The sequence below is a fragment of the Formosa sejongensis genome, from assembly GCF_033447105.1.
Lineage (GTDB): Bacteria > Bacteroidota > Bacteroidia > Flavobacteriales > Flavobacteriaceae > Formosa.
On the sequence record NZ_JAWQUN010000054.1, the window covers coordinates 1 to 1,231 of the forward strand.

General features: G+C 35.7%; 2 protein-coding genes. Both read right to left on the reverse strand.

All coding sequences use genetic code 11. From position 1 onward, the window contains the following. A partial coding sequence (locus R6X41_RS19715; protein ID WP_318502072.1) for an ISAon1 family transposase occupies nt 1-894 on the reverse strand: 894 nt, incomplete at its 3' end. A 43-nt stretch (nt 895-937) separates the two neighbouring features. Beyond that, nucleotides 938-1,231 (reverse strand): ISAon1 family transposase N-terminal region protein (locus R6X41_RS19720; protein WP_318502071.1); only part of this gene is annotated, 294 nt, incomplete at its 5' end.

Here is a 1,231-nt window from a genome sequence, read left to right on the forward strand (position 1 = left end):
ATCTCTTACACCTCTAAATTGCGCTCTAAATTCCTTTATTTTGGCATTGAAAGATTCTGCCGATGCGTTTGTACTTCTGTTATTAAAATAGTTCAAAATCGGTTTGTAATGCATCTGTATAGACCTTGCAATGGTATTGAATGACTTAAAATTAGAGTTTTCTACTTTGTTATACCAATGTGCCATTTTTAGTCTAGCTACATCTTTATTGGTGTTGTTTTCATAGATATAACTTAATGCTTGAGCTAACTTATAAGCTTTTTCAATAGTTGGATATAGTTGAAACAAAATTTCAGCTCTTTCTATTTGTGTTGTAGTCCATTTGGTTCTTGGTTTAAATAACAGATATCGACTTCTAGCTAGTAACTGTCTATGTGTATCTCCGTTAGAGAGAAGTTCAGGTCTATGTATTTTTTCTGTTTTTCGAGCGCCTTCAATAGCTTTATTTTCAATCTCTATAACTTCCCATCTTAATCGAATACGTTCTTCCTGAACTGCTTCTGTGGCTAGTTTTTGAACATGAAATCTATCGGTCACGATTTCTGTTTTAGGGAAGCATTTTTTAGCAATCAAATTCATATTCCCCGCCATATCGACAGTGACTTCCTTAACTATATTTCGTCTTTCTACAGGGATTTTATTAATCACATTGATGACATCCTGTGCTTTAGTGCCTTTGATAATGGCTACAATGCTACCTTTCTTTCCGTTAGCCTCTTTATTGGTCAAAATAGTGTAGAGTTCACCGTTGGATAAAGCAGTTTCATCTAAACTTAAATAGTAACCTAAATTCTTACCAAAGAGCAGCCAGTCTTGAGAGTGTTCTTTTTGTGACCAATCCTTGAAGTCGCTAAGATGGTTTTTGTAGTGATACTGGAGAGTTTTACCATTAATTTTATAGTAGTCACCAAAGCGTTTTGCACTTACGGCGTGAGAATCAAGAGATACCTTTTAAAAAAGAGGCAAACTCGCTAGTTATCCGAGTGCCTTTAGCTATTAAATTCCAATCTCTTTTGATGATCTCTCCTGTATCTGTAAGAGTCCAGCGCCTACGCTTTATATGAAGCAGTACGGATTTACCTCTTAAAGGGAAATCCTCCACTGTTATCTCTGGTAAGAAGCCTTTGGATTGGGCTAGTTCTGACTGGTACTCCTTGGGAAGCACGTTTTTCTCTTCTAAGTAAAAATGGACCTTACCTTCTGATGAGTTATGGTTTACAATATCAAAATA